This is a genomic window from Enterobacter sp. JMULE2, from assembly GCF_013337145.1.
Taxonomy (GTDB): Bacteria; Pseudomonadota; Gammaproteobacteria; order Enterobacterales; family Enterobacteriaceae; genus Enterobacter; species Enterobacter mori.
Genome location: NZ_SGWD01000017.1, coordinates 151,998 through 177,396, shown reverse-complemented (window position 1 = coordinate 177,396; position 25,399 = coordinate 151,998). Strand labels below are relative to the sequence as shown.

The window sequence follows — 25,399 nt, the reverse complement described above, 5'->3', positions numbered from 1 at the left end:
CGGAGGTTCTATGTTGCCATTGAAAGGTAAACACGGAGTTGTGATTAGTAAGATACCGGTTATGCAATCCGGGCTTGGTGGGGTGATGGTACGCCATTTCCCCGAGTATGAATTGACCTTTTGCCGCTCGATTCAGGAGCTAACACTGCTGCAACTCCGCCGCGCCAGTGTGGTTGTTGCGGATATTTCTGGTGATTATCGAAACCCTCGCGGTACGCTCGAGCAATATTACGGGTTGCTGAATCAGTATCGGGATATCCATTGGATCTTTTTAGTTTCCCGGCCCCTTTACCCTCTGGCAGTAGAATTACTCATGCGTCCTGAAAGCACCTTGCTGTCAGATATGGAACCGATCGACGGGGTCATTAATGCTATTCGTGCCGGAAGTGAACGCGCAGAACGCATTAGCCAGACGTTGTTAATGCCGGACACGCCAGAGCCTGAAGACGAGTCCGAGAGCTTTATCGCGCTAACTCACTCTGAGCGCAAAGTATTGCGACTGCTGGGGAAAGGCTGGTGTATTAATCAAATCGCGACGTTATTGAAGAAGAGTAACAAAACGATCAGTGCACAGAAGAACAGTGCGATGCGCAGGTTGTCCCTGCGAAGCAATGCCGATATGTATGCCTGGATCAGCAGTACACAGGGGATGCGGGAACTGAGTTTAATATCGGCCTATGGAGAGTTTGAGGAATGGAAGAGACCGCAGCAACAAGACATATCGCCGTCATCGAAAATTGCGTAATGAGTGCTGTTGGGCTGCAGCATATTTTTGCTTTGCCGACATTCAACAGCTATCAGGTCCATCTGTTTAGTCGATTCGACAGTTTTAAAGAGGCACTTTCCCAGACCGCGTTTTATTCGGTTATTTACTCATTATCCGATGCGCGTGAGGAGCGTCGTAACTGTCTTGCGAGTCTGCGTGATCTGATGTTCTCACACGGCAATATCCAGCGTATTGTCCTGGCGTCCGATGATGTAGAAGCGAGGCTGATTTGCCATCTTTCTCCGGCACGCCTGCACGGGATAATCAGTAAATCGGTGTCGCTTGAGCAGTTGATCGAAGGCATGGTGACCTTTCTTAACGAAACGCATCGTGTAAACGACAACATGTACAATCACTGGTATGTGAATCAGAACCGCATGTTGAGCCCCACCGAACGGGCAATTTTGCGTTATATGTCGTCGGGCTATTCCATCCCTGAAATCGCGACACAGCTTGAGCGCAATATTAAGACTATCAGGGCGCACAAGTTCAATGCGATGGTAAAGCTCGGGGTCAATTCTGATGTGGGATTACTGGATGCAGCAGATATCCTCGCTCATCTTCCCGCCCGGGAGCCGCGTCGCTCGGCGTTGAGTGTTCCTTCATTCTCTTAGCCGTTTGTCATGCGCCAGAACGCTTCTGGCGCAACAATCAAATGCAGACATCCACCCATTTTGCTGCAGTCAGTTCTGCCATTCTGTCGGGGGAAATACGTACGGCGCTATGAATTGCACCGGCAGCAGGCAGCACTTCAGCGTACTGTTTCAGTGAAACGTCGCAGAAAACCGAAAGGGGATTCTCCAGTCCGAAAGGGCAAACCCCACCCACGGGATGACCCGTAACGGTGACCACTTCGTCACTGCTCAGCATGCGCGCCTTTGCGCCGAATGCGTCTTTCAGTTTTTTGTTATCCAGCCGCGCGTCACCTTTGGCCACCACGAGAATGACCTCGTTTTTAACCTTTAACGATAGCGTCTTGGCGATTTGACCCGGTTCAACGTTATGCGCTGCAGCAGCCAGGGCCACGGTCGCGGTGCTTTGGCTAAGCTCGATGATTTCGACATCGGGTGCGTTGTCGGCAAAAAACTGCTGTACAGACTGCAAACTCATTGTTTCCTCCTGACAAATATCCTGCGTAATCTGTCATAAGCCTTTAGGTTCTGTAAATATCTCTTCGGTAACAAATATTCTGCTGGGCCGATTTATGGATCGCCTTCACATTCACAGAAACCGGTTACAGTAACCGGTTGCAGAGCGTCAGTCAGAGATTAATACTGAGAATGTAACGTCCCTGTATCCAATAATAAGAGCTAATTATGAAACCATTTCTTCTGAGCAGTACCGCTGGTACGCAAGCCGGCAAGGTTGTGAAGCTGATTTATGGAACAACGTGTGGCGCGAATTCGCCCGTAACGAACGTCTGACAGGAGAGCTGCTATGTCTGCCAACCATGCTGCGTTTAATCTGATATTCCGTTTCGTTGAAAATTACGTCAGCCCGATTGCCGGGCGAATCTCTTCCCAGCGTCATGTTATGGCCATTCGTGATGGATTTATCTCAGCGATGCCTTTCATGATTGTGGGTTCATTTCTGCTGGTGTTTGCTTACCCACCGTTTTCACCTGATACGACCTGGGGTTTTGCTCGCGCCTGGCTGGATATGGCGAAGCAATTTGAAGGGCAAATTCTCACCCCGTTTGATATGACGATGGGCATTATGTCCATTTATATCTGTGCGGCCATCGCCTACAACCTGGGCAAACATTATGTGAAATCTCATCAGCTTGACCCGTTCATGTGCGCCATGCTGTCGCTGATGGCATTTCTGCTGGTTGCTGCGCCGAAAACCAAAGGCACTCTGCCTGTCGACAGCCTCGGCGGAACGGGGATCTTTACCGCCATTCTGGTGGCGGTTTACTGCGTCGAAATGATGCGTTTCCTGAAATCGCACAACATCGGTATTCGCCTGCCAGACCAGGTGCCACCGATGATCAAAAACTCCTTTGATCTGCTGATCCCGGTGCTGGTGGTTGTGCTGACGCTGTACCCGCTGAGTCTGCTGATTCAGTCTCAGTTTGGTATGCTGATCCCACAGGCTATTATGTCGATCTTCAAACCGCTGGTTTCCGCTGCTGACTCGCTGCCTGCTATCCTGCTGGCGGTATTGATCGGTCACTTGCTGTGGTTTGCCGGTATCCACGGAGCTGCCATTGTCTCCGGGATGCTGCAGATGTTCTGGCTGACCAACCTGGGCGCTAACCAGACCGCGCTGGCGGCAAGCCAACCTCTGCCACACATTTTTATGGAAGCATTCTGGACGTTCTTTATTGTGATTGGTGGCTCTGGCGCAACGATGGGGCTGGTGATCTGCTATCTGCGTAGCCGCTCTGCACACCTGCGTTCAATTGGACGTCTGAGCGTGGTGCCCAGCTTCTTTAACATCAACGAACCCGTCATTTTTGGTACGCCGATTGTCATGAACCCGGTGTTCTTTATTCCGTTCCTGCTGGCACCGATGGTAAACGCCGTGCTGGCCTGGGCGGCGATGACGTTTGATCTGATTGGTCGCGTTATCTCAGTGGTTCCCTGGACAGCCCCTGCTCCGATAGGCGCGGCATGGGCGCTGGGCTGGGACTTCCGCGCGGCTATTCTCGTCGTTGTGCTGGCCTGCGTATCGGCCATTATCTACTACCCGTTCTTTAAAGTGTACGAGAAGCAGTTGCTGGAACAGGAAGCGGAAGAAGCGCAGCGTAATGCGGAAGAGGAAAATCAGCAGGTAGCCTGAGTCGTTTGTGCCGGGTGGCGGCTGCGCCTTACCCGGCCTACGTTTTGAGGATCTGTAGGCCCGGTAAGCGAAGCGCCACCGGGCAATAAACGGCACTACTTCAGCGTGCAATCCCCGCACTGCTGAACGTCAGGCAGGCGATTGCGCTGACAGCAGGTCCGGCGCACCAGAAGGCCGTCACGCGGGACGACGGTACGGAATAAAGGGTTATCCCGCCCATCAGAAAGCTGTTTTGCAAAGAAACAGGACTGGCGCAGGGCATCCACTTTCTCATCGCCCAGCAGCGGTTTCATCTCTGTTAAATACCAGTGGATCAGGTAACCGGTATTACTCCAGATAAGCTTTCCATTGATTTCTCCCGTCTGCTCAAGCACGTCAATTACCGGCATCAATGCCTGAGTGATGAGCTGTTCCATACGCTCCTGAGCTGAGCATTGCCCGGCACGCATATCTTCATGAACGTCAATCCAAAAGCAGGCCGCACGCCCGGTTTCGTGGAACTCAACGTGGAAATGTTCCGGGGAGAGATCCAGCATCGCGTCCTGGGTTAACAAGGCCACCATGATCGGCGGGACCATCAACCCGATGTACCATTGCGCCCAAAGAGAGAGCAGGGGTTTATTTTCCCGCGCAAGGGTCGGTTGATTGCGATAGATATGGTCGGAATACGCTGCCAGCAGTGACTGGCGTTCTGCCGGACGCTGCCATTCGGCAAGCGTCATGGTGTTATGCGGGTGAGGCTCATCCAGCTTGATAAAATCCAGCAGATGGGCGCGGGTATCGGCAATCCTGTCCCGAATAGCATCCGCAAGCGTAGCGCTCCTTGTGGAGAGAGGGCTCGCCAGAGAAGTGAGTCAACGGCTTGTGCGGTACGTGTTGCCATAAGGATAGGAATCTAAATGATAATGATTGCCAATCCTAACTATAGATAAAAACGATCGCAAGCCTTTTGTCCTGAATGTGGGATGTCGGGCTTAAGCTGTCTGCAACTCGTCGCTGAGCAGGATGTTATTACGCCCCATGTGCTTCGCTTCGTAGAGGGCTTTATCCGCTTTCTCCAGCGCGCCTTCCGGGTCATCGTCATCGTAGATGGCAATACCGATACTGATGGTGACGTTTGTTGCCACGCTTTCGTTGAACATATGCGGGATTTTTAAATCGTAGACCTTCTGGCGGATGCGCTCAGCCGTCTGGCGGGCATGATCGAGCGAGATGCTCGTCAGCAATACCATAAACTCCTCACCGCCAAAGCGCGCGACGATATCACGCGAGCGTACGGCATCACGGATCGCCGCTGAGACGCGGATCAGCGCCTGGTCGCCCATCATATGGCCGTAATGGTCGTTGTATGCTTTAAAATGGTCGATATCCAGCAGCAGAACGAAGTGTTCACCGTTATCGACTCTCGGCAGGTTTTCCAGTCGGCTTTGCAGGCCGCGACGGTTATACAGGCCGGTGAGCGGGTCCATCATGCTGAGATCGGAAAGCGTCTCGCGTTCTTCCAGGAGTTGGGAAAGAAGCGTCTGAGCAAAGCGATCGTTACGTTTTTGCAGGATGTTATGTATGCCAATCGCCGCCACCGGGAGGGCAAAGGAGTAGATCATTCTCAGCCAGCTTTCATGACTGCCTAACCACAGGCAGGCAATAAAGGCGGGTAATGAATGAAGGGTAAATGCCTTGATATTACTGGCAAATGCCAGGGAGCCAATAAAAAGCACCGTTAAGAGTGCCATGACTAAATAGGTCGCCCGATCGTGCGTAATTAACGAAAATTTCGAGACAATTTGCCAGGCCCACAAAATACCGAAGATCGCGGAAACGACGGGAATATTGATTTTCCGGGTTTTCTGTTTCCAGTGCCAGGCGAACAATCCCGTGCTGAGAATAAAAATAGCCACCAGGGGGAACGAGAACAGGCGTACAGAATAGAGCGGGTTTGTTACCGAGAACACCGCTGAGGCTGCATTCAGAAAGAGAAATAAACGTAAAGATAATTGATATTTGCTGTTGACCAAAGACCGCCAGGATTGTGATGTCATAGTAATGCTTTTTTATTAATATTTAATTAAAACAAATGAATAGGTGTTGTTAGAAAATAGTAAAAGCAAAAAAGATGAATAGTAATTATCAGAAAATCTTTATAGGGAGTTAACAGATGAGCAATTTATCACCTTAGACATTTCCTGTCATTATGGGAAAGGTAAAGGTCGATGGATTTTGATGATGAATGCTGACAAATGATAATTGTTATCATATGATATTGGTTATCATTATTGATGCGAAAGGGTAAACCATGTTGAGCAAAGCGCTGGGAAGTGGTTGGGGAGTGTTGCTGCCTGGGGCAATTATTGGCGGTCTGTTGTTTGCCGATCTCTCCATCGATATCTGGAAAGCCATTATTGCTTCAGGGCTGTTAGTCACGTCAGGGATGATCTGGCATAAGCAATTACGGCACTTTGTGCTGCTGCCTTCATGCGTTGCGCTGGTCAGTGGAATACTGGTAATTCTGATGAGTTTGAAATAACAGGAAAAACAAGAGGTACTTCAGAGGAATGTAAGATAATTGGTGCGAGGGGGGGGACTCGAACCCCCACATCCGTAAGGACACTAACACCTGAAGCTAGCGCGTCTACCAATTCCGCCACCTTCGCACAGTCATCTTACTCTTTTTGATATCGCCTCGTTGGTGCGAGGGGGGGGACTCGAACCCCCACATCCGTAAGGACACTAACACCTGAAGCTAGCGCGTCTACCAATTCCGCCACCTTCGCCCAGTGCGAGCAATATCAACGTGATTTATGGTGCGAGGGGGGGGACTCGAACCCCCACATCCGTAAGGACACTAACACCTGAAGCTAGCGCGTCTACCAATTCCGCCACCTTCGCATACCATCGATACTGTAAAAGTATCGTAACCACGGAGGCGCATTCTAGATGTTTTCAGCTTTACGTCAACTGAAAAGTGCGCACCTTTTATTGATTGCTGCAAAAATGGCCGGAACGGGGACGCCTGCTCGCCGGATGGCGCTTGCGCTCATCCGGCCTGCATTGCATGGCGAATTATTTCTTCGCCTGACGCGTCATGACGGTGCGGTAGACTTTGAAGCGACCGGTCTGGGCGATCACTTCATGGAAGCCAAAGGTTTCGTCCAGCACTTTCGGGTACGCCAGGAAGGCGTTCGCCACGATACGCAGCTCGCCGCCGCTGTTAAGGTGACGAGTTGCACCACGGATCAGCGTTTGTGCCGCTTCAAGGCTGGTTTCCATACCGTCGTGGAACGGCGGGTTGGAGATAATCATGTCGAAACGACCGGTAATATCAGAGAAGACGTTGCTGGCAACCACTTCCCCTTCAATGCCGTTTGCGGCAAGCGTTGCGCGGCTGGCTTCTACCGCCGGGGCGCTGACATCACACAGGGTTAAACGCACTTTTGGCGAATGGCTGGCAAGCACGGTAGAGAGCACGCCCGCGCCGCAGCCCACGTCCAGCACTTTGCCTTTGGTGTGCGGCGTCAGGGTAGACAGCAGCAATTTGCTACCCGTATCCAGCGCGTCACGGCTGAACACGCCCGGCAGGGTTTTGATGGTCAGGCCGTCAAGCTGGTACTCGTCCCAGTAAGCCTGTGGATCAAACGTTGTCTGTTTTTCCAGACGGCCATGGTACAGACCACAGCGGCGGGCGCTGTCGACTTTATTCAGCGGCGCGTAGCCTTCCAGCATCTGTTCAGCGCTACGCACGCCGCTGCGGTTTTCACCGACCACGAAAATATCGCAGCCAACGGGCAGCAGGGAGAGCAGGTTCATCAGCTGGAACTGGGCTTCCGGTTTGTTCTTCGGCCAGTAGTAGATCAGCGTGTCGCAGTCGGCAACGTCGCTCTGTTCTGCCACCAGGCTAAAGCGCGAACGCTCGCCCATCTGGCGGCTCAGCACCTGCCAGTGGTGGTAGTATTGCGTATGGGCACGGCTTTCAGCACAGTCGAAACGCGCAGGCAGGTCATCCTGCATATCTCCGGCAAACAGAATACGGCTTTGTTCGAAATCATCACTGTGGCGCAGCAAGACTTCACTTGCCGGGGTAAATGCAGACATGAATTGTTCCTCAATAAACTCAGGCGGGGATTATAGTAGGTAGATGGCGCACTTTCGACACATTTGCTATATTTGCGCGCCTGAGAGACAGGAGTTTTCCCTATGACATCCCGACGAGACTGGCAGTTGCAGCAGCTGGGCATCACCCAGTGGGCCTTGCGTCGCCCGACGGCGTTGCAGGGCGAAATCGCCATTTCCATCCCTGCGCACGTTCGGCTGGTGATGGTGGCGGAAGAACTGCCTGCCCTGAATGAACCCCTTATCGGTGATGTCCTTCGCAGCCTGAAGCTGACGGCCGACGAGGTTTTACAGCTGACGCCAGAGCGTGTCGCGATGCTTCCTCCCGAAAGCCGCTGTAACAGCTGGCGCATCGGGGAGATAAACGACATGCCTCTCCAGGGGAGCCAGATCTGCTCGCCAGCGCTGGACGAACTGAAAGCCAACCCAAAAGCGCGAAGCGCGCTATGGCAACAAATCTGCGAATATGAACACGATTTCTTCCCTCACGACGTCTGACCTGACCACCGCGTTTGCGATTGAAACACGCGCCCACGCCTTTCCGTGGAGCGAAAAAACCTTCGCCAGCAACCAGGGCGAACGGTACCTGAACTACCGCCTGGACGTTGACGGCACCCTGGCCGCCTTCGCGATTACGCAGGTTGTTCTTGATGAAGCGACGCTGTTTAACATCGCCGTTGATCCCGCGTTTCAGCGCCGTGGGCTGGGAAGAGAACTGCTCGAGCACCTCATCCGTGAGCTCGAAACCCGTGACGTTTTCACCCTGTGGCTGGAGGTGCGTGCGTCGAATGTCGCCGCCATCGCGCTCTATGAAAGCTTAGGCTTTAACGAGGCGACAATCCGCCGTAACTACTACCCCACCACAGAGGGACGTGAAGACGCCATCATAATGGCCCTGCCGATTGGATAACGAAAAATAAGGTTGTAACGATGAAATGGGACTGGATTTTCTTTGATGCCGACGAAACGCTGTTTACGTTCGATTCGTTCGGCGGCCTACAGCGGATGTTTCTCGACTATAGCGTGACCTTCACCGCTGAAGATTTTCAGGACTATCAGGCGGTGAACAAGCCGCTGTGGGTGGATTACCAGAACGGTGCCATCACTGCGTTACAACTTCAGCACCAGCGCTTTGACGTCTGGGCGGAGCGTTTAAAGGTCAGTCCGGGGACGCTGAACGAGGCGTTTCTGAACGCGATGGCGGATATCTGTGCGCCACTGCCGGGCGCGGTTTCTCTGCTGAATGCGTTAAAAGGCAAGGTCAAACTGGGGATCATCACCAACGGTTTTACCGCCCTGCAGCAGATCCGCCTCGAGCGCACCGGCCTGCGCGATTATTTCGACGCGCTGGTGATCTCCGAAGAGGTGGGCGTACCGAAGCCGGACCCGCGTATTTTTGACTACGCGCTGACGCAGGCTGGCAATCCTGACCGCGATCGCGTCCTGATGGTGGGGGATACCGCAGAGTCTGATATTCTTGGCGGCATCAACTCCGGCCTGTCGACGGTCTGGTTGAATGCGCATGGTCGTGTGCAGCCGGAAGGCATCGAGCCGACCTGGACCGTCACGTCATTGAACGAACTGGAGCTGCTCCTGTGTAAACAATGATTGCCTGCCCCCTGTTGATGGGTAAAATAGCCGCAATTTTGTATTCCATGATGCGTGGCGTGCTGCCGCGCTTATAAAAGAAGATTTAATTATGACGTTGTCTCCTTATCTGCAAGAGGTGGCCAAGCGCCGCACTTTTGCCATTATCTCGCACCCGGATGCCGGTAAAACGACCATCACCGAGAAGGTGTTGCTGTTCGGACAGGCGATCCAGACTGCGGGTACCGTTAAAGGCCGTGGTTCCAGCCAGCACGCAAAATCTGACTGGATGGAGATGGAAAAGCAGCGTGGTATTTCGATTACCACCTCCGTGATGCAGTTCCCGTATCACGATTGCCTGGTGAACCTGCTGGACACCCCGGGCCACGAAGACTTCTCCGAAGATACCTACCGTACCCTGACGGCGGTTGACTGCTGTTTGATGGTGATCGACGCCGCGAAAGGGGTAGAAGACAGGACCCGTAAGCTGATGGAAGTCACCCGTCTGCGCGATACGCCGATCCTCACCTTCATGAACAAACTCGACCGTGACATCCGTGACCCGATGGAAGTGATGGACGAAGTCGAAAGCGAACTGAAGATCGCCTGTGCGCCAATCACCTGGCCCATCGGCTGCGGTAAGCTGTTTAAAGGGGTTTACCACCTCTATAAAGACGAAACCTACCTGTATCAGACCGGTAAAGGTCACACCATTCAGGACGTCCGCGTCGTCAAAGGCCTGGATAACCCAGAACTGGATACTGCCGTCGGTGAAGAGCTGGCCGCGCAGCTGCGCGACGAGCTGGAGCTGGTGAAAGGCGCCTCCCACGAGTTCGATAAAGAGCTGTTCCTGGCGGGTGAAATCACCCCGGTCTTCTTCGGTACCGCGCTGGGTAACTTCGGCGTTGACCATATGCTCGACGGTCTGGTGGAGTGGGCTCCACGCCCGATGCCGCGTAAAACCGACACCCGTGAAGTGGAAGCGCAGGAAGAGAAGTTCACCGGCTTCGTCTTTAAAATTCAGGCCAACATGGATCCGAAACACCGCGACCGCGTGGCCTTTATGCGCGTGGTGTCCGGCAAGTATGAGAAGGGCATGAAGCTGCGCCAGGTGCGTACCGGGAAAGATGTGGTGATCTCCGACGCGCTGACCTTTATGGCGGGCGACCGTTCGCACGTTGAAGAAGCCTACCCGGGCGATATCATTGGTCTGCATAACCATGGCACCATCCAGATCGGTGATACCTTCACCCAGGGCGAAATGATGAAGTTCACCGGTATTCCGAACTTCGCACCGGAACTGTTCCGTCGTATTCGCCTGCGCGACCCGCTAAAGCAAAAACAGCTGCTGAAAGGCCTGGTTCAGCTCTCCGAAGAGGGCGCCGTGCAGGTGTTCCGCCCAATTTCGAACAACGACCTGATCGTTGGCGCGGTCGGTGTGCTGCAGTTCGACGTGGTGGTTGCGCGTCTGAAGAGCGAGTACAACGTGGAAGCGATCTACGAATCCGTAAACGTGGCGACGGCGCGCTGGGTTGAGTGTTCTGACGTGAAGAAATTCGAAGAATTTAAGCGTAAGAATGAGATCCAGCTGGCGCTGGATGGCGGCGATAACCTGACCTATATCGCCCCAACCATGGTAAACCTGAACCTGACGCAGGAACGTTATCCTGACGTTCAGTTCCGCAAAACCCGCGAGCACTAATTCCCTCTCAGAGCACGGCTACCGCCGTGCTCTTCTTTAATTCCTGTCTTATTAATCCCTTGCGGAATGTTCTTAATTCACGGCAATTTCACGCCTTTTGCTCATTTTCTATCCGATTCTGAAAGCGACACTGTGAGAGTGATCTATATTTAACTCAGTGTTTAGCACCGGGTGTGGATGAATAAACTGTTCAATGCATGACTTTAGGTTCTCCATTTCACCCGTGTGCTTATTCGCGAAATATAAAACTAGTAATAAAGGACGTTTGTCGCTCGAATGACGAGCAAAACACAGGAATACATCGATGAATATGACAAGACTGAAGATTTCTAAAACTCTGCTGGCGGTGACTCTGGGTAGCGTTCTGGTTAGCGGTTCTGCCCTGGCGGAAAGCAGCACCATGGATAAAGCACAGTCCACTGCCAACACCGCAGGGGAAAAAATCGATAGCTCTATGAATAAAGTCGGTAATTTCATGGATGACAGCTCCATCACAGCAAAAGTGAAAGCCGCACTGGTGGATGATGAAGCCATCAAGAGCACCGATATTTCCGTTAAGACCGACAAGAAAGTCGTCACCCTGAGCGGCTTCGTGGAAAGCCAGGCCCAGGCCGAAAAGGCTGTTAACGTGGCCAAGGGTGTCGAAGGTGTCGCATCGGTTAGCGATAAGCTGCACGTTCGCGACGCTAAAGACACCTCCGTGAAGGGTTATGCCGGGGATGCGGCAACCACCAGCGAAATCAAAGCTAAACTGTTAGCAGATGACATCGTGCCTTCCCGCAAGGTGAAAGTAGAAACCACAGATGGTGTGGTGCAGCTTTCCGGCACGGTTGATTCCCAGGCACAAATTGAACGTGCCGAGTCTATTGCGAAAGCGATTGACGGTGTGAAAAGCGTTAAAAACGACCTGAAAGCGAAGTAAATCTTCACCATTCGCCCGTCTGGCTGAGGCCTGCGGGCGAAATAAGAACGACTCTGGAAAAACGCCGGTGAGTGACCTGAGCGCTCACGTTTAGCGGCCGACATTAACTATGGTAAAGGAGAAGCTTATGTTTCGTTGGGGCATTATATTTCTGGTTATCGCGTTAATTGCCGCCGCTTTGGGCTTTGGTGGATTGGCGGGTACAGCGGCATGGGCAGCAAAAATTGTCTTCGTCGTTGGTATTATTCTGTTCCTGGTCAGCCTGTTTACAGGTCGACGCCGTCCTTAGCAAAACGCAATATTTCATAAACAAAGTAAAGCCAGTCCTCGTGACTGGCTTTTTCTCGTTTGAGAACCTGATGGGATGGCGTTACTGTGTCTGAACACAATAATGAAAACAGGAAGGCAGAGGTGGGGCAGCGAATTCCCGTTACGCTCGGCAATATTGCGCCGCTGACGTTAAAACCGTTCCGCACGGGTCAACTTGCACTGGTTTGTGAAGGTGGCGGCCAGCGCGGCATTTTCACCGCGGGCGTGCTGGATGAATTTATGCGCGCGCAGTTCAACCCGTTTGACCTCTACTTCGGTACCTCTGCCGGGGCACAGAACCTCTCCGCTTATGTCTGCAACCAGCCCGGCTACGCGCGCAAAGTGATTATGCGCTACACCACGGCAAAAGAATTTTTTAACCCGGTGCGCTTCGTACGCGGCGGGAACCTGATCGATCTCGACTGGCTACTCGATTCCACGTCAAGTCAGATGCCGCTGGCGATGGACACCGCCGCCCGTCTGTTTGATGCCGGAAAAGAGTTCTGGATGTGCGCCAGCCGGGGTGATGATTATTCGCCGGGTTACTTTTCGCCGCAGAAAGAGAACTGGCTGGATATTATCCGCGCCTCCAGCGCGATTCCCGGTTTTTATCGAACCGGTGCGCTGCTGGATGGCATCAGCTATCTGGACGGTGGGATCAGTGACGCGGTGCCGGTACAGGAGGCCGCCCGACGCGGGGCGAAAACCATCGTGGTGATCCGAACCGTACCGTCGCAAATGTATTACACGCCGCAGTGGTTCAAACGCATGGAGCGCTGGCTGGGCGACAGCAGCCTGCAGCCGCTGGTGAACATCGCGAAGCAGCATGAAACTACCTACGGCGCGATGCAGCGCTTCATTGAAAAACCGCCTGGAAAACTGCGTATCTTCGAAATTTATCCCCCGAAGCCGCTGCTGAGCATGGCGCTTGGCAGCCGTATTCCTGCGCTGCGCATGGATTACAAGACGGGACGACTGTGCGGACGTTACTTCCTGGCGACAGTGGGGAAAATGCTGGCTGAACAGCCGCCTCTGCATCGGCATAAACGCATTATCACCCCGCCAGCGATTGTCGCCAACGACCCGCTGACCATGCCGCTGGTGGATATTCCCCAGGCGAACGATGTTCCACTGGATAACGAGGATCTGGCGTGACGCACCGCTTTGTCGATACCCATTGTCACTTTGATTTTCCCCCCTTCACCGGCGACGAGGTGCCGAGCATCGATCGCGCCGCACGGGCGGGCGTCGACGCGATTATTGTGCCCGCGATTGAAGCGGCGTATTTCGAACGCGTGCTCGATCTCGCCCGCCGTCACGACGCGTTGTATGCCGCACTGGGGTTGCATCCTATCGTCATCGAACATCATCTGGACGAACATCTCGACAGGCTGGACGCTGTTTTGCAGACGGCGGAGAAGAAACTGGTTGCCATCGGTGAGATCGGCCTCGATCTTTATCGCGAGAACCCGCAGTTCGAGCGCCAGCAGACGATCCTCGACGCGCAGCTCAGGCTGGCGAAGCGTCACGATCTGCCGGTGATCCTCCATTCGAGACGCACGCACGATAAGCTGGCGATGCACCTGAAACGCATCGATCTGCCGCGCAGGGGCGTCGTACACGGTTTCTCCGGCAGCCTGCAGCAGGCGCAGCGTTTTATCGAGCTGGGCTATCACATTGGCGTCGGTGGCACCATTACCTATCCGCGCGCCAGTAAAACCCGTGACGTGATGGCACGGCTGCCGCTGTCGGCACTGCTGCTGGAAACGGATGCGCCCGATATGCCGCTGAATGGTTTTCAGGGGCAGCCGAATCGCCCGGAACAGGCGGCGCGCGTGTTTACCACCTTGTGTGAACTGCGACAGGAGCCTGAAGAGGTGATTGCCGATGCGCTGCTTGAAAACACCCGTTCGGTATTTGGCATCACGCTATAGATAAAGCGCCGGACGGATCACCGTTATCTTCTGCTTTTCCAGCGCCCGTGCCAGCGGCTCAACGTCGTCCGGCGTGGCGCTGCGCCATGATGCCGCCTCACCGTAAACGCCATGTGCATGAAACGCGTTGATGCGCACCGGCACATTTCCAAGCCCGTGAATAAATGTCGTCAGCGGTTTGATATGTTCCAGATAATCACATTGCTCTGGGATGACCAACAAGCGGAGTTCCGTCAAACGGTGGCGATCTGCCAGCCAGCGGATGCTCTGCTTAATCTGCGGATTTTCGCGCCCGGTCAGGAAGCGGTGATGCTCGTTCCCCCACGCCTTGAGATCCAGCATCGCGCCATCCAGTACCGGCAGCAGCTTTTGCCAGCCGGTTTCGCTTAACAGACCGTTGCTGTCGACCAGACAGGTCAGGTGGCGCAAGGCGAGATCGGCTTTGATCGCGGTGAAAAGAGCAATCAAAAACGGCAGTTGCGTTGTGGCTTCACCGCCGCTCACGGTGATCCCTTCGATAAAGGGGGCGGATTTGCGGACCTGAGTGAGGATCTCTTCCAGGCTGAAGCGGTGCGCCATAGGCGTTGCCTGCTGCTGGCACAGGTGAAGGCAGGTATCACACTGGTGGCAGTCACTCTCCTGCCACCAGACGCGCCCGGCCTGAATGGTCAGCGCATCGTGCGGGCAGTGGGGCACGCAGTCGCCGCAGTCGTTGCAGCGACCGATCGTCCACGGGTTATGGCAGGTTTTGCAGCGCAGGTTACAGCCCTGCAGGAACAGCGCCAGGCGGCTGCCCGGCCCGTCCACGCAGGAAAAAGGAATGACCTGACTAACTAAAGCGCATCTGCTGTTCATGGCTTATCACGTGCGGCTGACGTTCCAGAATACGGGTATTGCGTGCGGCTTCTTCCCCCAGCCACGTAGTGTTGGTTCTCGAGCCCGCTTCCCGATATTTCTCCAGATCCGATAATCGCACCATATAGCCAGTGACGCGCACCAGATCGTTACCCGCCACGTTAGCGGTGAATTCACGCATACCGGCCCTGAACGCGCCCAAACAAAGCTGAACCACTGCCTGAGGATTGCGTTTGACCGTCTCCTCCAGAGTGAGAATATCGCTGATCCCGGCGTGATAGTGCTTGTGATGCGGCGCAACGGCCAGCAGATGGCTGATAGGATCCGGCTCGTCGCCGTAAGGCAGACGTGCGCCCGGCGTGGTGCCCGAGTCAGAACTGATCCCCGACTGTGCATGCAGCATCGCGCGATGCTTCCAGCCGTGCTTTACCGGCGTGTTTTCAACGAATGCCGCGAGCTGCTCGCTGATGCGATACCCCAGCGCGTTAGCCTGTTCGTCTTTACCGTAACGCCCCTCGATGCCTTCCTTCTCGCAGAGCACGTTCACCGCTTCCGCCAGACCGTACATGCCAAACATCGGCACAAACCGATCGGCGTCAATCAGCCCCTCTTTCACCAGGAAGCTATTCTCAAAGAAGCCAGATTGCGCATACAGGAAATCGCAGCGCGCATCGATGATGGCGATTTGCTGCTGGCAGTAGTGCGGGAGCGTGCGGGTAAAGAAGTCTTCGGCAGAAGCGCTGTATTCGGCAATGGCCTTAAGGTTAAGGCGTACAAGAGTGCTGCCACCGCCTGCAAGCGGCAGGGAGTTGTAACAACTCACCACGCCATAGCGACCTTTTGTGAAAATTTTATCATTCACCGGACCATTGGAAACATGCGGTTTACTGCATTCACATATGTTTTTCGCCACCTCAAGCAGCAAATCGTCCGGGGTGATATCGGGATCGTAGATAAAGGTCAGATTCGGCGAAACCTGCTTCAGCTCTGCATCAGCGCGCAGAATGGCGCGTGTGACGGGCGTATCCGCCGGGCCGATATTGGCGTGCATAAAGGCATCCGGCAGGGTTCTGTCGAGATAGCGCCAGAAACGTTTTATTCGGCTATCGATCTCTTCTTGTGTTAGAATTCTAACATATGGGTTCAGAATGGCGTCCAGCTGGCCCAGATAGACGGGCATCGATGTGACGGACGGAACATGGTGATAAAGGATGGTTAACAGCGAGAGGGCGTCATCAAAGTCTTTCGCCCCTCCCAGCTCCAGCCATTCTGAACCGTTAGCCAGGAATTTTTCATAATCCGGCAGAACGTAGCGCGGTTTGTAAGGCGCATGGCCTTCGAACATGTCGCAGATAAAACCCTCGTCCAGCGCGGCGCGTGCTGCCTGCGGCAGGGTGGGATAGGGCAGATCGTTTTCCGCTTCCAGCGCCAGAAAATGACGTTTTTGCTCAGGCGTTAACACCGGGCTTGTCACAATGTGCTGGCAACGTTGTTGCAGGGCGTCGAGGCTGGAGTGGGGCATGTGCGCTTCCTTTAGTATTCTGCGGATGATGAACAGATTGTAGAAAGCCAGCCTGTTGGGGCTTTTGATCCGACAGGGGGTATCGCTGCTTTAGTCAGCAGTTAGCGCGATAAAGTTTGAAGAAGATCTCATTACAGTAATGCAAATTTGTACGCAGTTTTCATTAACTGTGATGAATGTCGAAGTGTGGATGCGGGTGAATGTTAGAATACTCACAGACCCGCAAGGTAAAATTTATACGGCACTGCCGTTGGAGAATGTTATGACCGATTTAACTGCAAGCAGCCTGCGCGCGTTGAAACTGATGGACCTGACCACCCTGAACGATGACGACACCAATGAAAAAGTCATCGCCCTGTGCCATCAGGCGAAAACGCCGGTGGGTAACACCGCAGCCATCTGTATCTACCCGCGCTTTATCCCGATTGCCCGTAAGACGCTGAAAGAGCAGGGCACGCCGGACGTGCGCATTGCAACCGTAACTAACTTCCCGCATGGCAACGATGATATCGAGATTGCGCTGGCAGAAACCCGCGCGGCGATTGCTTACGGTGCAGATGAAGTGGACGTGGTGTTCCCGTACCGCGCGCTGATCGCCGGCAACGAGCAGGTCGGTTTTGACCTGGTGAAAGCCTGTAAAGACGCGTGCGCGGCGGCAAACGTGCTGCTTAAAGTGATCATCGAAACCGGCGAGCTGAAAGAAGAGGCGCTGATTCGTAAGGCGTCTGAAATCTCCATCAAAGCCGGTGCGGATTTCATTAAAACCTCTACCGGTAAAGTGCCGGTGAATGCGACCCCGGAAAGCGCGCGCATCATGATGGAAGTGATCCGTGATATGGGCGTGTCCAAAACCGTTGGTTTCAAACCTGCGGGCGGCGTGCGTACCGCTGAAGACGCGCAGCAGTTCCTGGCGATTGCCGACGAGCTGTTCGGCTCCGACTGGGCCGATTCCCGTCACTACCGCTTCGGCGCGTCCAGCCTGCTGGCCAGCCTGTTGAAAGCGCTGGGTCACGGCGACGGTAAGAGCGCAAGCAGCTACTGATTGCCAGACAATGCCGGATGATGCTTCGCTTATCCGGCCTACAGGATCGTAGGGCGGGTAAGCGTAGCGCCACCCGCCACAACTCCCCCGATTCCGCATGGAGGTTACCGTGTTTCTCGCACAAGAAATTATTCGTAAAAAACGTGATGGTCATGCATTAAGCGACGAAGAGATCCGCTTCTTTATCAACGGCATTCGTGATAACACCGTCTCTGAAGGGCAGATTGCGGCTCTGGCGATGACCATTTTCTTCCACGATATGTCGATGCCTGAACGCGTGTCGCTGACCATGGCGATGCGAGATTCAGGAACCGTTCTGGACTGGAAAAGCCTCAACCTCAACGGCCCGATTGTGGATAAACACTCCACTGGCGGCGTGGGCGACGTAACCTCCCTGATGCTCGGCCCCATGGTGGCAGCCTGCGGCGGTTACATCCCGATGATCTCCGGGCGTGGCCTGGGTCATACCGGCGGTACGCTCGACAAACTGGAAGCTATTCCGGGCTTCGATATCTTCCCGGATGACGGCCGCTTCCGCGACATTATTAAAGACGTTGGTGTGGCGATTATCGGCCAGACCAGCTCTCTTGCTCCGGCAGACAAGCGTTTCTACGCGACGCGTGATATTACCGCGACCGTTGACTCCATCCCGCTGATCACTGCCTCTATCCTGGCGAAGAAACTGGCTGAAGGGCTGGACGCGCTGGTGATGGACGTAAAAGTGGGCAGCGGCGCGTTTATGCCGACCTATGAGCTTTCTGCTGCGCTTGCCGAAGCGATCGTTGGCGTCTCCAACGGCGCAGGCGTGCGCACCACCGCGCTGCTCACCGATATGAACCAGGTACTGGCCTCCAGCGCCGGTAACGCGGTTGAAGTGCGTGAAGCGGTACAGTTCCTCACCGGTGAATACCGTAACCCGCGTCTGTTCGACGTCACCATGGCGCTGTGCGTTGAGATGCTGATCTCCGGCAAGCTGGCCAAAGACGATGCAGAAGCGCGCGCGAAACTGCAGGCGGTGCTGGACAACGGCAAAGCGGCGGAAATCTTTGGCCGCATGGTTGCGGCGCAGAAAGGCCCGACCGATTTCGTCGAAAACTACGCGAAATACCTGCCAACCGCGATGCTCAGCAAAGCCGTTTACGCAGATACCGAAGGTTTCGTTTCCGCAATGGACACCCGCGCGCTCGGCATGGCGGTGGTCTCGATGGGCGGCGGTCGTCGTCAGGCATCGGACACCATTGATTACAGCGTCGGTTTTACCGATATGGCGCGTCTGGGCGACAGCGTTGACGGTCAACGTCCGCTGGGGGTGATCCACGCGAAAGACGAAGCCAGCTGGCAGGATGCGGCAAAAGCGGTGAAAGCGGCAATCACGCTTGACGATAAAGCACCGGAAACCACACCGACTGTCTATCGCCGCATCACTGAATAACTGTATACTGATCTGATCGCTATTTTTTGAAGCACTACGTACGGAGAACAATTATGAAACGTGCATTTATTATGGTGCTGGACTCATTCGGCATCGGCGCAACCGAAGATGCAGATCGTTTTGGTGACGTGGGTTCCGATACCATGGGTCACATCGCGGAAGCCTGTGCCAAAGGCGAAGCGGACAACGGTCGTAAAGGTCCTCTGACCCTGCCAAACCTGACCCGCCTCGGGCTGGTGAAAGCGCACGAAGGCTCTACCGGTAAAATCGCAGCCGGTATGGACGGCAACGCGGAAGTCGTGGGTGCCTACGCCTGGGCGCACGAACTCTCTTCCGGTAAAGATACTCCGTCTGGTCACTGGGAAATCGCCGGTGTGCCGGTTCTGTTTGACTGGGGATACTTCTCCGATCACCAGAACAGCTTCCCGCAGGAGCTGCTGGATAAGCTGGTTAAGCGTGCCAATCTGCCTGGCTACCTCGGCAACTGCCACTCTTCCGGTACCGTGATTCTGGACGAGCTGGGCGAAGAGCACATGAAAACCGGCAAGCCGATTTTCTACACCTCTGCCGACTCCGTGTTCCAGATTGCCTGCCACGAAGAGACCTATGGTCTGGATAAACTCTACGAACTGTGCGAAATCGCCCGTGAAGAGCTGACCGAAGGTGGCTACAACATCGGCCGCGTGATCGCGCGTCCGTTTATCGGCGACAAAGCGGGTAACTTCCAGCGTACCGGTAACCGTCACGACCTGGCCGTTGAGCCACCGGCACCGACCGTGCTGCAGAAGCTGGTTGAAGAGAAAGACGGCCACGTGGTTTCCGTGGGTAAAATCGCGGATATCTACGCCAACTGCGGTATCACCAAAAAAGTGAAAGCCACCGGTCTGGATGCGCTGTTCGATGCCACCATCAAAGAGATGAAAGAAGCGGGTGACAAGACTATCGTCTTCACCAACTTTGTGGACTTCGACTCCTCGTGGGGCCACCGTCGTGATATCGCGGGCTATGCCGCCGGTCTGGAACTGTTTGACCGCCGTTTACCGGAGCTGATGGAGCTGGTGGGGGAAGATGACATTCTGATCCTGACCGCCGACCACGGCTGCGACCCAAGCTGGACCGGTACCGACCACACCCGTGAGCACATTCCGGTGCTGGTGTACGGCCCGAAAGTGAAGCCGGGCTCGCTGGGGCACCGTGAAACCTTCGCGGACATCGGCCAGACTATCGCGAAATATTTTGGTACGTCTGACATGGAATATGGCAAGGCCATGTTCTGAGGTCATTGCCGGGTGGCGGCTGCGCCTTACCCGGCCTACAAAACCGTAGGCCCGGTAAGCGAAGCGCCACCGGGCAAAAAAACTCAAATGAAAAGGAACTGAAGATGGCAACTCCTCACATTAATGCAGAAATGGGTGATTTCGCTGACGTCGTATTGATGCCGGGCGACCCGCTGCGCGCGAAGCACATTGCAGAAACCTTCCTGGAAGACGTGCGTGAAGTGAACAACGTTCGCGGCATGCTGGGCTTCACCGGTACCTATAAAGGCCGCAAAATCTCCGTGATGGGCCACGGTATGGGTATCCCATCCTGCTCTATCTACACCAAAGAGCTGATCACCGATTTCGGCGTGAAGAAAATCATCCGCGTGGGCTCCTGCGGCGCGGTGCGCATGGACGTTAAGCTGCGCGACATCGTGATCGGTATGGGTGCCTGCACCGATTCCAAAGTTAACCGTATGCGTTTCAAAGATCATGACTTCGCAGCGATTGCTGACTTCGGCATGGTGCGTGACGCGGTTGACGCAGCGAAAGCGCTGGGCGTTGAGGCGCGCGTGGGCAACATCTTCTCTGCTGATCTGTTCTATGCGCCGGACGGCGGCGAGATGTTCGACGTGATGGAAAAATACGGCATCCTGGGCGTGGAAATGGAAGCGGCGGGTATCTACGGCGTGGCGGCTGAGTTTGGTGCGAAAGCGCTGACCATCTGCACCGTGTCCGACCATATCCGTACCCACGAGCAGACCACCGCTGCCGAGCGTCAGACGACCTTCAACGACATGATCAAAATCGCGCTGGAATCCGTTCTGCTGGGCGATAAAGAGTAAGAACTGTTGTGCCGGGTGGCGGCTTCGCCTGACCCGGCCTACGGTTTTGTAGGCCCGCTAAGCGCAGCGCCAGCGGGCTTTTTTACTAGCGCACGGCCTGTGCAATCCACGCCGACAGCTCCCGCAGCTCTTTTTCCTGCTCAGGGAAATCGCCGATCAACGCGTCGCACTCCTGCTGCAGCATATCCGCCCGGTACAAACAGCCTTGTAAACGAGCCGCCAGCGCTTCTAACGGTGCCGGATTAAGACTATCCGTAAATACCTGGGTACGAGAGATATGGCCTTTCTCGACGTCAAAGTGCAGCTCAACGCCGCCCCAGGTAAATCGTTCATCCAGCAGGTGTGAAAACGCCGGTGCCTGACCGAAATTCCACTCCCAGCTGCTCTGGCGGGCGAAGGTTTCGGCGAAGTTGGGCAGGTCCGGGGTTTTATCTGGAGAGATTACCTCCGCTTCCACGCGCTCGCCATAGTGAGCAAAGAACGCCTCGCGCACGGCGTGGCAGATTTGCTCGTGCGTAATGCCCGGCAGCAGCTCCACCAGATTCGCTACGCGCCCACGCACGGAGGTAATCCCTTTAGCCTGGAGCTTTTTCTTATCAGGATTCAGGTAGTTCGCCAGACGGCTCAGGTCAGCGTTCAGCAACAGGGTGCCGTGGTGGAAGCCGCGATCCATCGTTTCGCGGTAGGCGGAGCCGGAGACCTTCCGGTCGCCCTCTGGGGTTTTCACCACCAGATCGTTACGCCCGGACGCTTCCGCCGTCACGCCGAGTGAATTGAGCGCGTTGAGCACAATAGACGTGGAAATGGTCTTATCGTACTCCGGCTTGCCCGCCATAAAGGTAAAGCAGGTATTGCCCAGATCGTGGAATACCGCACCGCCGCCGCTGCTGCGGCGCGCCAGGCGGACGTTGTCCTCTTCCATACGCCGCGTATTGCACTCTTTCCACGGGTTTTGCGCGCGGCCAATAACGACCGTATCGGCATTGCGCCAGAGAAACAGCACGCGCTGGGTGGCGGGCATCTGGCGGAAGATGCACTCTTCCACCGCGAGATTAAACCAGGGATCGTAAGAGTCAGAGATAAGCAGGCGTAACGTCGTCATGGCAAAGTTCCTTTTCTGAGTCATTCGCCTACTTTATCACTATTCTTTCCTCTCGCTCTCTTCGTCTTCGGGAACCGACTTGCTGGCGGTCAGCAGGAACGGTGACTGCTGCCAGCGGGTACGCTTGCCCTGAAGCAGGGTACGCGCCAGCACAACGCCAATGGCCAGCGAGAGCAGCAGCATCAGACGCAAAATGTTGGTGGTGTTATCGACCTGTTTGGCTTCGGTCGGCAGGGTATGCGTATCGAGCGTCAGGCGCAGGTAGCCCAGCGGGCCATTCTTGCCCTGAATGGGTTCGACGATCTGCTGGTTAAAATAACCCCCGGCTTTTTTGCCGTCCAGCGCCAGCCTGTCGCGCACATTAACGTGCTCGCCCGCGCGGGCAATCAGGTCGCCTTGCTCATCGTAAACACCGGCATCCAGAATGCGACTGTTCTCCGTGAGCAGGCGTAAAACCTGGCCTATCCGCTTATCGTCCGGCGTTTCAGTACGCATTGAGGGGGCAACGTTGAGCGTGACCTGACGCGCCAGCGTGCGGGCCAGCTCTTCAAACTGCGGGTTACGTTGCCGTTGATGGTTCTGGCTAAACCACGATGCCCCTTGCATCAGCGCCACCAGAAGTGCGAGACAGATCAGGACAATCACGGCGCGATGAAGCCGGAATTTCAGTTTTGCGCGAGCCATATTCCACCTGCTGAAAATTTACGGCTTAATGTTGCCAGAAGTGATGGTTACAGGGTAGCCTCATGCGTTATTTTCCCTCTGGAACCTTCCGGCGCGAACGAATTTACAGGAGCTTTAATGCCGAACATTACCTGGTGCGACCTGCCAACGGATGTCTCTTTATGGCCAGGATTGCCGCTCTCTTTAAGTGGCGATGAGGTGATGCCTCTGGATTACCACGCCGGTCGTAGCGGCTGGCTGTTGTACGGACGCGGTCTGGACAAGCAACGCCTGACCCAGTACCAAAGCAAACTGGGGGCTGCGATGGTGATTGTCGCCGCCTGGTGTGTGGAGGATTACCAGGTCATCCGCCTGGCGGGTTCCCTGACGCAGCGCGCAACGCGTCTGGCGCATGACGCCGGGCTGGACGTCGCGCCGCTCGGTAAAATTCCGCACCTGAAAACCCCAGGTCTGCTGGTCATGGACATGGACTCTACGGCGATCCAGATCGAATGTATCGACGAGATTGCGAAGCTGGCGGGCAGCGGCGAGCTGGTGGCGGAAGTCACCGAACGTGCGATGCGCGGCGAACTGGATTTCACCGCCAGCCTGCGCCAGCGCGTGGCGACCCTGAAAGGGGCCGACGCCAACATCCTGCGCCAGGTGCGCGACGTGCTGCCGCTGATGCCAGGGCTGACGCAGCTGGTGCTGAAGCTGCAGTCCCTCGGTTGGAAAGTGGCGATCGCCTCTGGTGGCTTCACCTTCTTCGCAGATTACCTCCGGGAAAAACTGCACCTGACCACCGTGGTGGCCAATGAGCTGGAGATCATGGACGGCAAGCTGACCGGCCAGGTGATCGGCGATATCGTGGATGCCCAGTACAAAGCCAATACGCTGACGCGTCTGGCGGAAAAATATGAAATTCCGGTCGTCCAGACCGTCGCCATCGGGGACGGCGCGAACGACCTGCCGATGATCAAAGCGGCCGGGCTTGGCATTGCCTACCACGCCAAGCCAAAAGTGAATGAAAAGACGGAAGTGACTATCCGTCACGCTGACCTGATGGGGGTGTTCTGCATTCTCTCCGGCAGCCTTAATCAGAAATAACGGTCTGCTTTGTAGGCCGGGTAAGCCTAAGCGCCACCCGGCACGCAGGCCGCACAGAAATAACGAGGTAAACCGTGGCGAAAGCTCCAAAACGCGCATTTGTCTGTAATGAATGTGGTGCGGATTATCCGCGCTGGCAGGGGCAATGCAGCGCCTGTCATGCCTGGAACACCATCACCGAAGTGCGTGGTGTGGCGGCTTCGCCGAGCGTGGCCCGCAACGAGCGCCTGAGCGGCTACGCGGGCAACGCCGGCGTGTCGAAAGTGCAAAAGCTCTCGGACATCAGCCTCGAAGAGCTGCCGCGCTTCTCCACCGGCTTCAAAGAGTTTGACCGCGTGCTCGGCGGCGGCGTGGTGCCGGGCAGCGCCATCCTGATTGGCGGTAATCCGGGCGCGGGTAAATCGACCCTGCTGCTGCAAACGCTCTGCAAGCTCGCCGAACAGATGAAAACCCTGTACGTCACGGGCGAAGAGTCACTTCAGCAGGTGGCGATGCGCGCGCACCGTCTGGGCCTGCCGACCGGCAACCTGAACATGCTCTCCGAAACCAGCATTGAGCAGATCTGCATGATCGCTGAAGATGAGCAGCCGAAGCTGATGGTGATCGACTCCATCCAGGTGATGCACATGGCGGACATTCAGTCCTCGCCGGGCAGCGTCGCGCAGGTGCGTGAAACCGCGGCCTACCTGACGCGCTTTGCTAAAACGCGCGGCGTGGCGATTGTGATGGTCGGCCACGTGACCAAAGACGGCTCGCTGGCCGGGCCGAAGGTGCTTGAGCACTGTATCGACTGCTCTGTGATGCTCGATGGCGACGCGGATTCCCGCTTCCGTACCCTGCGCAGCCATAAAAACCGCTTTGGGGCGGTGAACGAACTGGGCGTGTTTGCCATGACCGAACAGGGGCTGCGCGAAGTCAGCAACCCGTCGGCCATCTTCCTGAGCCGTGGCGATGAGATCACCTCCGGCAGCTCGGTGATGGTGCTGTGGGAAGGGACGCGCCCGCTGCTTGTCGAAATTCAGGCGCTGGTGGACGTGTCGATGATGGGCAACCCGCGGCGCGTGGCGGTCGGTCTGGAACAAAACCGTCTGGCGATCCTGCTGGCGGTACTGCACCGTCACGGCGGGCTGCAGATGGCGGATCAGGACGTTTTCGTGAACGTGGTCGGCGGCGTCAAAGTTACTGAGACCAGCGCAGACCTGGCGCTGCTGCTGGCGATGGTCTCCAGCCTGCGCGACAGACCGCTGCCGCAGGATCTGGTCGTCTTCGGCGAAGTGGGCCTGGCCGGGGAAATCCGTCCGGTGCCCAGCGGTCAGGAGCGTATCTCCGAGGCGGCAAAACACGGCTTCCGCCGGGCGATCGTTCCCGCCGCCAACGTGCCGAAAAAAATCCCGGAAGGGATGCAGGTATTTGGCGTGAAGAAACTCGCAGATGCGTTAAATGTCTTTGACGACTTATAAT

25 protein-coding genes, 3 tRNA genes and 1 pseudogene are annotated in these 25,399 nt (G+C 55.5%); 18 read left to right on the top strand and 11 right to left on the bottom strand.

Annotation, left to right across the window (positions count from 1 at the left end):
* Positions 1–10 precede the first annotated feature (10 nt).
* Complete coding sequence (locus tag EXW94_RS22995) at positions 11–745, top strand: LuxR C-terminal-related transcriptional regulator (protein ID WP_108417153.1); 735 nt, start codon at positions 11–13, stop codon at positions 743–745.
* Positions 745–1,380 (top strand): DNA-binding transcriptional activator BglJ, encoded by a 636-nt coding sequence (gene bglJ / locus EXW94_RS22990; RefSeq protein ID WP_126816050.1) that lies wholly within the window; start codon positions 745–747, stop codon positions 1,378–1,380. The genes EXW94_RS22995 and bglJ overlap by 1 nt, the downstream gene beginning before the upstream one ends.
* A 37-nt stretch (positions 1,381–1,417) precedes the next feature.
* Here bglJ and EXW94_RS22985 read toward each other — a convergent pair whose 3' ends face one another.
* Entirely contained in the window at positions 1,418–1,876 is a 459-nt protein-coding gene (locus EXW94_RS22985) for a YbaK/EbsC family protein (protein ID WP_042714997.1), read from the bottom strand.
* A 327-nt stretch (positions 1,877–2,203) separates the two neighbouring features.
* Between EXW94_RS22985 and EXW94_RS22980 the strand changes: the two genes are divergently transcribed.
* On the top strand, positions 2,204–3,550 hold the full coding sequence (locus tag EXW94_RS22980; protein WP_126816022.1) for a PTS sugar transporter subunit IIC: 1,347 nt from the start codon (positions 2,204–2,206) through the stop codon (positions 3,548–3,550).
* A 95-nt stretch (positions 3,551–3,645) separates the two neighbouring features.
* Here EXW94_RS22980 and fhuF read toward each other — a convergent pair.
* Positions 3,646–4,433: pseudogene (fhuF, locus tag EXW94_RS22975) on the bottom strand (siderophore-iron reductase FhuF).
* A 91-nt stretch (positions 4,434–4,524) separates the two neighbouring features.
* Positions 4,525–5,589 (bottom strand): GGDEF domain-containing protein, encoded by a 1,065-nt coding sequence (locus EXW94_RS22970; protein ID WP_174341090.1) that lies wholly within the window; start codon positions 5,587–5,589, stop codon positions 4,525–4,527.
* A gap of 254 nt (positions 5,590–5,843) precedes the next feature.
* Here EXW94_RS22970 and EXW94_RS22965 point away from each other — a divergent pair, with 254 nt between their 5' ends.
* Entirely contained in the window at positions 5,844–6,074 is a 231-nt protein-coding gene (locus EXW94_RS22965) for a DUF1435 domain-containing protein (protein WP_108417215.1), read from the top strand.
* 40 nt (positions 6,075–6,114) lie between these two features.
* Here EXW94_RS22965 and EXW94_RS22960 read toward each other — a convergent pair.
* The 4 genes from EXW94_RS22960 to rsmC form a co-directional block, all read right to left on the bottom strand.
* A tRNA-Leu gene (locus EXW94_RS22960) sits at positions 6,115–6,201 on the bottom strand.
* 33 nt (positions 6,202–6,234) lie between these two features.
* Positions 6,235–6,321, bottom strand: a tRNA-Leu gene (locus tag EXW94_RS22955).
* 28 nt (positions 6,322–6,349) lie between these two features.
* Positions 6,350–6,436: transfer RNA gene (locus EXW94_RS22950), tRNA-Leu, on the bottom strand.
* Positions 6,437–6,610: 174 nt separating this feature from the next.
* Positions 6,611–7,639 carry a 16S rRNA (guanine(1207)-N(2))-methyltransferase RsmC gene (gene rsmC, locus EXW94_RS22945; protein WP_174341089.1) on the bottom strand — a complete coding sequence of 343 codons (1,029 nt, stop codon included), beginning with the start codon at positions 7,637–7,639 and terminating at the stop codon, positions 6,611–6,613.
* A 102-nt stretch (positions 7,640–7,741) separates the two neighbouring features.
* Here rsmC and EXW94_RS22940 point away from each other — a divergent pair, with 102 nt between their 5' ends.
* The 8 genes from EXW94_RS22940 (at position 7,742) to EXW94_RS22905 (ending at position 14,111) form a co-directional block, all read left to right on the top strand.
* Entirely contained in the window at positions 7,742–8,155 is a 414-nt protein-coding gene (locus tag EXW94_RS22940) for a DNA polymerase III subunit psi (RefSeq protein ID WP_174341088.1), read from the top strand.
* Positions 8,124–8,567 (top strand): ribosomal protein S18-alanine N-acetyltransferase, encoded by a 444-nt coding sequence (rimI, locus tag EXW94_RS22935; RefSeq protein WP_108417147.1) that lies wholly within the window; start codon positions 8,124–8,126, stop codon positions 8,565–8,567. The genes EXW94_RS22940 and rimI overlap by 32 nt, the downstream gene beginning before the upstream one ends.
* Before the next feature lie 20 nt (positions 8,568–8,587).
* Positions 8,588–9,265, top strand: coding sequence for a pyrimidine 5'-nucleotidase (gene yjjG, locus EXW94_RS22930; protein ID WP_174341087.1), 678 nt, complete (start codon positions 8,588–8,590; stop codon positions 9,263–9,265).
* Positions 9,266–9,356: 91 nt separating this feature from the next.
* Positions 9,357–10,946, top strand: coding sequence for a peptide chain release factor 3 (prfC, locus tag EXW94_RS22925; RefSeq protein WP_010427141.1), 1,590 nt, complete (start codon positions 9,357–9,359; stop codon positions 10,944–10,946).
* A 304-nt stretch (positions 10,947–11,250) separates the two neighbouring features.
* Positions 11,251–11,868 (top strand): molecular chaperone OsmY, encoded by a 618-nt coding sequence (osmY, locus tag EXW94_RS22920; protein ID WP_108417146.1) that lies wholly within the window; start codon positions 11,251–11,253, stop codon positions 11,866–11,868.
* A gap of 127 nt (positions 11,869–11,995) precedes the next feature.
* Entirely contained in the window at positions 11,996–12,157 is a 162-nt protein-coding gene (locus tag EXW94_RS22915) for a DUF1328 domain-containing protein (RefSeq protein WP_003856556.1), read from the top strand.
* Positions 12,158–12,279: 122 nt separating this feature from the next.
* Complete coding sequence (locus EXW94_RS22910; protein ID WP_108417145.1) at positions 12,280–13,332, top strand: patatin family protein; 1,053 nt, start codon at positions 12,280–12,282, stop codon at positions 13,330–13,332.
* Positions 13,329–14,111 (top strand): TatD family hydrolase, encoded by a 783-nt coding sequence (locus EXW94_RS22905; RefSeq protein WP_126816014.1) that lies wholly within the window; start codon positions 13,329–13,331, stop codon positions 14,109–14,111. The genes EXW94_RS22910 and EXW94_RS22905 overlap by 4 nt, the downstream gene beginning before the upstream one ends.
* On the opposite strand, the gene EXW94_RS22900 is transcribed toward EXW94_RS22905, so the two are convergent.
* Together EXW94_RS22900 and EXW94_RS22895 are read right to left on the bottom strand one after the other, a co-directional pair.
* Positions 14,106–14,966, bottom strand: a complete 861-nt coding sequence (locus tag EXW94_RS22900; RefSeq protein ID WP_174341086.1) for a YjjW family glycine radical enzyme activase — start codon at positions 14,964–14,966, stop codon at positions 14,106–14,108. The genes EXW94_RS22905 and EXW94_RS22900 overlap by 6 nt on opposite strands.
* Positions 14,941–16,488: a YjjI family glycine radical enzyme gene (locus tag EXW94_RS22895; protein WP_174341085.1), complete on the bottom strand. Its 1,548-nt coding sequence runs from the start codon at positions 16,486–16,488 to the stop codon at positions 14,941–14,943. The genes EXW94_RS22900 and EXW94_RS22895 overlap by 26 nt, the downstream gene beginning before the upstream one ends.
* 262 nt (positions 16,489–16,750) lie before the next feature.
* Here EXW94_RS22895 and deoC point away from each other — a divergent pair, with 262 nt between their 5' ends.
* The 4 genes from deoC to deoD all read left to right on the top strand — a co-directional run bounded on the left by deoC (position 16,751) and on the right by deoD (position 21,066).
* The gene (gene deoC, locus EXW94_RS22890; protein WP_042716499.1) at positions 16,751–17,530 is read left to right on the top strand and encodes a deoxyribose-phosphate aldolase; all 780 of its coding nucleotides are present in this window, start codon (positions 16,751–16,753) and stop codon (positions 17,528–17,530) included.
* Positions 17,531–17,639: 109 nt separating this feature from the next.
* Complete coding sequence (gene deoA / locus EXW94_RS22885) at positions 17,640–18,962, top strand: thymidine phosphorylase (RefSeq protein ID WP_174341084.1); 1,323 nt, start codon at positions 17,640–17,642, stop codon at positions 18,960–18,962.
* A 53-nt stretch (positions 18,963–19,015) separates the two neighbouring features.
* Positions 19,016–20,239, top strand: coding sequence for a phosphopentomutase (gene deoB / locus EXW94_RS22880; protein ID WP_010427124.1), 1,224 nt, complete (start codon positions 19,016–19,018; stop codon positions 20,237–20,239).
* Positions 20,240–20,343: 104 nt separating this feature from the next.
* Complete coding sequence (gene deoD / locus EXW94_RS22875) at positions 20,344–21,066, top strand: purine-nucleoside phosphorylase (RefSeq protein WP_010427122.1); 723 nt, start codon at positions 20,344–20,346, stop codon at positions 21,064–21,066.
* Between the two features lie 85 nt (positions 21,067–21,151).
* On the opposite strand, the gene lplA is transcribed toward deoD, so the two are convergent.
* Together lplA and EXW94_RS22865 are read right to left on the bottom strand one after the other, a co-directional pair.
* Positions 21,152–22,168, bottom strand: a complete 1,017-nt coding sequence (gene lplA, locus EXW94_RS22870; protein ID WP_174341083.1) for a lipoate--protein ligase LplA — start codon at positions 22,166–22,168, stop codon at positions 21,152–21,154.
* 39 nt (positions 22,169–22,207) lie between these two features.
* Entirely contained in the window at positions 22,208–22,852 is a 645-nt protein-coding gene (locus EXW94_RS22865; protein WP_174341082.1) for a YtjB family periplasmic protein, read from the bottom strand.
* 117 nt (positions 22,853–22,969) lie between these two features.
* On the opposite strand from EXW94_RS22865, the gene serB reads away from it, so the two are divergent.
* Both serB and radA read left to right on the top strand, forming a co-directional pair.
* The gene (gene serB / locus EXW94_RS22860; protein WP_025757501.1) at positions 22,970–23,938 is read left to right on the top strand and encodes a phosphoserine phosphatase; all 969 of its coding nucleotides are present in this window, start codon (positions 22,970–22,972) and stop codon (positions 23,936–23,938) included.
* Between the two features lie 74 nt (positions 23,939–24,012).
* Complete coding sequence (gene radA, locus EXW94_RS22855) at positions 24,013–25,398, top strand: DNA repair protein RadA (protein ID WP_174341081.1); 1,386 nt, start codon at positions 24,013–24,015, stop codon at positions 25,396–25,398.
* Position 25,399 lies beyond the last annotated feature (1 nt).